The 4,197-nt window shown below is 74.7% G+C and carries 3 protein-coding genes and 1 pseudogene; all 4 read left to right on the top strand.

Going from position 1 to position 4,197, the window contains the following annotated elements:
- Positions 1-396 (top strand): annotated as a pseudogene (locus tag VFZ20_RS23825) (MFS transporter); the annotation flags it as partial.
- A 321-nt stretch (positions 397-717) separates the two neighbouring features.
- Complete coding sequence (locus VFZ20_RS23820) at positions 718-2,052, top strand: TolC family protein (protein ID WP_329686453.1); 1,335 nt, start codon at positions 718-720, stop codon at positions 2,050-2,052.
- Positions 2,049-3,218 carry an HlyD family secretion protein gene (locus tag VFZ20_RS23815; protein WP_329686452.1) on the top strand — a complete coding sequence of 390 codons (1,170 nt, stop codon included), beginning with the start codon at positions 2,049-2,051 and terminating at the stop codon, positions 3,216-3,218. Before VFZ20_RS23820 ends, VFZ20_RS23815 begins: the two co-directional genes overlap by 4 nt.
- Before the next feature lie 106 nt (positions 3,219-3,324).
- Complete coding sequence (locus VFZ20_RS23810; RefSeq protein WP_329686451.1) at positions 3,325-4,134, top strand: sulfite exporter TauE/SafE family protein; 810 nt, start codon at positions 3,325-3,327, stop codon at positions 4,132-4,134.
- The last annotated feature ends 63 nt before the right edge of the window (positions 4,135-4,197 follow it).

Here is a 4,197-nt window from a genome sequence, read left to right as displayed (position 1 = left end):
ATCGAGCGGCCGCAGATGACGGCGGCGGCGGGCCTGTACAACGTGGTGCGGCAGGTGTTCGGCAGCATCGGCATCTCGCTGGCGGCGGCGGAGCTGGCCCGTGGTACGGGCAAGTACCACGCGGTGCTGGCGGAGCACGTGACGTACACGAATCCCGCGGCGGTGTCGTGGATCGCGCGGGTGACGGCGGCCATGCAGGCCAAGGGCGCCGACGCGGCCACGGCGGGACGGCAGGCGCTGCGGATGCTGGACGGGCAGATGGTGCGGCAGGCGGCGGTGCTGGCCTACAACCACATCTTCGTGCTGATCGCCATGCTGTTCGTGATCTCCGTGCCCCTGGTGCTGCTCCTGTCCGCGGGCGGCGGCGAAGTGTCGCACGAGATGGTGGGCGAGTAGGGGACGGATCCGGAAGGATCCAGTGGGGAAGGGGAGTCTGCCGGGAGGCGGAGCGCCCCCCTCCCCGACCCTCCCCCACAAACTGCGTGGGGGAGGGAGGTGGGTCCGAGAGGGAGGGCACGCCGTGTCCCCGATTCAGTTCTCCCCCTCCCCCGCGAAGCGGGGGCAGGGGGCAGGGGGCCGGGGGGAGGGGGCCCTCCGCGGACGGTAGAAGCCCGGTCCGCGCTCCAGAGCCCGAGCCCGAGATGAAGTAGACGCATCCCGGCGGCATTCACGCCGCCTTTGGACGATATGAGACGGCTACACGGAAAGATTCGGCCGATGAACATCAACAAGATCGCGGCATCCGCGGCCGCCCTGGCGCTGTGGGCCCTGCCCGCGGCCGCGCAGACGGCGCCGCAGCCGCTCTCGCTGGGCGAGGCCGTGCAGCGCGCGGCCACGCAGACGGCCGGCGTCGCCATGGCCGGCGAGCGCACGGCGCAGGCCGAGGCCCGCGTGGGCCAGGCCCGCGGCGCCCTGCTGCCGCAGGTGAGCGCCACCAGCGGCATGCTCAACCACACCTTCAACGTCGACGCCATGGGCATCACCCTGCCCGCGGCGCCCGGCACCACTCACGAGCCGCTCATCGGCCCCGTGGACCAGTTCGACGCGCGGCTGCACCTGCGCCAGGCGCTGTTCGCCCCGGCGGACCTGCTGCGCGCCCGCGCCGCCCGCACGGCCGTGGCCGGCAGCGAGGCCGAGGAGGAGCTGGTGGCGCAGACGGCCGCCCAGCGCGCCGCCGGCGCGTACCTGGCCGCCGCCCGCGCGCAGGCCACCCTGCAGGCGCGCGAAGAGGACGCCCGCTTGGCGGGCGAGCTGCTCTCCCTGGCCGAGGCGCAGCTGGAGGCCGGGGTCAGCACGGGCATCGACGTCGTCCGCGCCCGCACCCAGAAGGTCACGGCCGACGGGCAGGTGCTGCTGGCCCGCACGGCCGCCGAGCAGGCGCAGATCACGCTGGCCCGCGCCATGGGCATGGCGCCGGATGCGCGCTTTGCCCTCACGGACGGGCTGGAGGCGGCACCCGTCCTGGGCCTGGTCCCCGCGGAGGCGGACAGCGCCGTGGCCGTGGCGCTGGACCGCCGGCCGGAGCTGCGCCAGCTGGCCGCCACCACGGCGGCCGCGCAGGCCAGCCGCCGCGCCGTGCGCGCCGAGCGGCTGCCGCGGCTGGACCTGGTGGCCGACTGGGGCGCCAGCGGCCTGCACGCCACGGACGCCATCGCCACCCGGCAGATCGGCGTGGCCGTGTCGCTGCCCATCGTGGACGGGCTGGGCCACGAGGCGCGCCTGCGCGAGCAGGACGCCCGGCTGCGCGAGGCGGCGCTCCGCGCGGCGGACCTGCGCCAGCAGGTGACGGCCGAGGTGGACGCGGCCCTGCTTTCGCTGGCGACGAGCGCGCAGCAGGCGCAGATCGCCGACCAGCGCGTGCAGCTGGCCCAGGAGGAGCTGTCCCAGGCGCGCGAGCGCTTTACCAGCGGCGTGGCGGGCAACGTGGAGCTCATCGGCGCGCAGGCGTCGCTGCTGCACGCCCGCGACGCCGTCATCGAGGCCCACTTTGCCCAGTCCGCCGCCGCGGTGGACCTGGCCCGCGCCGTCGGCATGGCCCAGGAGGTACGATGAGCAGCACGACGATCGAACGACATTCCACGAGCACCCGCACGGCGGGGGAGACGCAGATGCAGAGCAACGAGACGGCCGCTCCCGTAAAGGGCGGCGGCCGCAAGCGGGTGGTGCTGGCCCTGGTGGGGCTGGCCGTGCTGGTGCTGGCCGCCTGGGGCGTGAACCGGTGGATGTGGAGCCGCACCCACGTCAGCAGCGACAACGCGCAGGTGGAGGGGCACATCACCCCCGTGCTGGCGCGCACGGGCGGCTTCGTGGGCGAGGTGCGCGTGACGGACAACCAGGCCGTCAAGGCCGGCGACACGCTCGTGGTGCTGGATGACCGCGACCTGCGCGCCCGCCTGGCCCAGGCCGAGGCGGAGCTGGCCGCGCTGCTGGCCACCGTGGGCACGGAGGGCCGCGTGGGGCAGGCCGAGGCGCAGGTGGGCGCCGCCCGCGCCAGCGCCAGCGCCGTGAGCGCGCAGATCGCCCAGGCCCGCGCCGGGGCGGACAAGGCCCACGCGGACCTCACCCGCATCGAGACGCTGGCCGCGCGCAACATCGTGAGCCAGCAGCAGCTGGACGCCACCCGCGCCGCCGCCCAGGCCGCGGACGCGCAGCTGCTGGCGGCCCAGCGCACCGCCGCCGCCGCGCAGGAGCAGGTGGCCGTGGCCCAGGCCGGCCTGCAGGGTGCCGACGCCCGGGTGGCCGCCGCCCGCGCCGCGCGTGACCAGGTGGCGCTGCAGCTGAGCTACACGCGCGTCATCGCCCCCGCGGACGGCGTCATCGCCAAGCGCGGCGTGGAGGCGGGGCAGCTGGTGCAGCCCGGCCAGCCGCTGATGACGGTGGTGCCCCTGCGCGACGTGTGGGTGGTGGCCAACCTGAACGAGACCGACATCGCCGACGTGCAGCCCGGCGACCAGGTGGAGTTCACGGTGGACGCGTACCCCGGCCGCGCGTTCCACGGCCGCGTGGAGAGCCTGAGCCCGGCCACGGGCGCCAAGTTCAGCCTGCTGCCGCCGGACAACGCCACGGGCAACTACACCAAGGTGGTGCAGCGCATCCCCGTAAAGATCCGGGTGGACGAGTCGCGCGCGGACGCGGCGCACCCGCTGCGCCCCGGCATGAGCGCCGAGGTGGTCGTCTCCACCGGCACCGCGCAGCACGCGCAGGTCGCCGGCCGCTGATCAACCGATGCGGGGTGGATTCCATCCGCCCCGCGTCCCCTGACCGACGACGCTCCGCCCTCGCACGGCTTGCCCGCGCGGGGGCGGGGCGGCTCTATTTGCGCCCATGCCGAACGAATCCATCTCCCTGCTCGCGCTGGCGGGCGTGTTCCTGGCGTCGGCCCTGGGCGGCGGCGTCAACGCCATCGCCGGCGGGGGCACGCTGCTGACGTTTCCCGCGCTGGTGGCCATGGGCGTGCCCGCGCTCACGGCCAACGCCACCAGCACCGTGGCGCTGTGGCCGGGCGCCCTCAGCAGCATGTGGGGCTACCGCGGCGAGCTGCGGGGCGCGCGCGCCTGGGTGGTGCGCCTCACGCTGCCCAGCATCCTGGGCGGCGCGGCGGGGGCGGCGCTGCTGCTGCGGACCCCCGCGGACCGCTTTGCCCGCATCGTCCCGTTCCTCGTCCTGGGCGCCACGCTGCTGTTCCTGGCGCAGGGCCCGCTCATGCGCCGGCTGCGGGCGCGCGGCGGCGGGGCGGGGAAGCCCGCGGCGCTTTCGGAGGACGGCGATCCCGACGTGGCGCCGTGGCTGTTCGTCCTGGCGCAGTTCGGCATCGGCGTGTACGGCGGATACTTCGGCGCGGGGATCGGCATCCTGATGCTGGCCGGCCTGGGGATGATGGGCTTTACGAACATCCACCGGATGAACGGGCTCAAGAACTGGGGCGCCGTCTGCATGAACGTGGTGGCGGCGATGATCTTTGCCTTCAGCGGGATCGTGAACTGGCCCGTGGCGCTGGCGATGGCCGTCGGCGGGCTGCTGGGGGGCTACGCGGGGGCGCGGGTGGCGCAGCGCGTGGGCCAGCAGCGCGTGCGGACGGCCATCATCTGCATCGGCCTCGCGTCGTTCCTGTTCCTCCTCTTTCGCCCGCTCTGAGTCCGAGAGCAACTGCGAACTGCATTCTCACGCAGAGGGAGCAGGGGCAGCAGAGTACTTCAT

The organism is Longimicrobium sp., assembly GCF_036280135.1.
In the GTDB taxonomy this organism is placed as follows: Bacteria; Gemmatimonadota; Gemmatimonadetes; order Longimicrobiales; family Longimicrobiaceae; genus Longimicrobium.
This window is presented reverse-complemented; position numbering and strand designations above follow the sequence as displayed.

Bases quoted from the DNA above. Each gene is read 5' to 3' on its own strand.
- VFZ20_RS23810 (WP_329686451.1), top strand. From the start codon at position 3,325: ATGCCGAACGAATCCATCTCCCTGCTCGCGCTGGCGGGCGTGTTCCTG.
- VFZ20_RS23815 (WP_329686452.1), top strand. From the start codon at position 2,049: ATGAGCAGCACGACGATCGAACGACATTCCACGAGCACCCGCACGGCG.
- VFZ20_RS23820 (WP_329686453.1), top strand. From the start codon at position 718: ATGAACATCAACAAGATCGCGGCATCCGCGGCCGCCCTGGCGCTGTGG.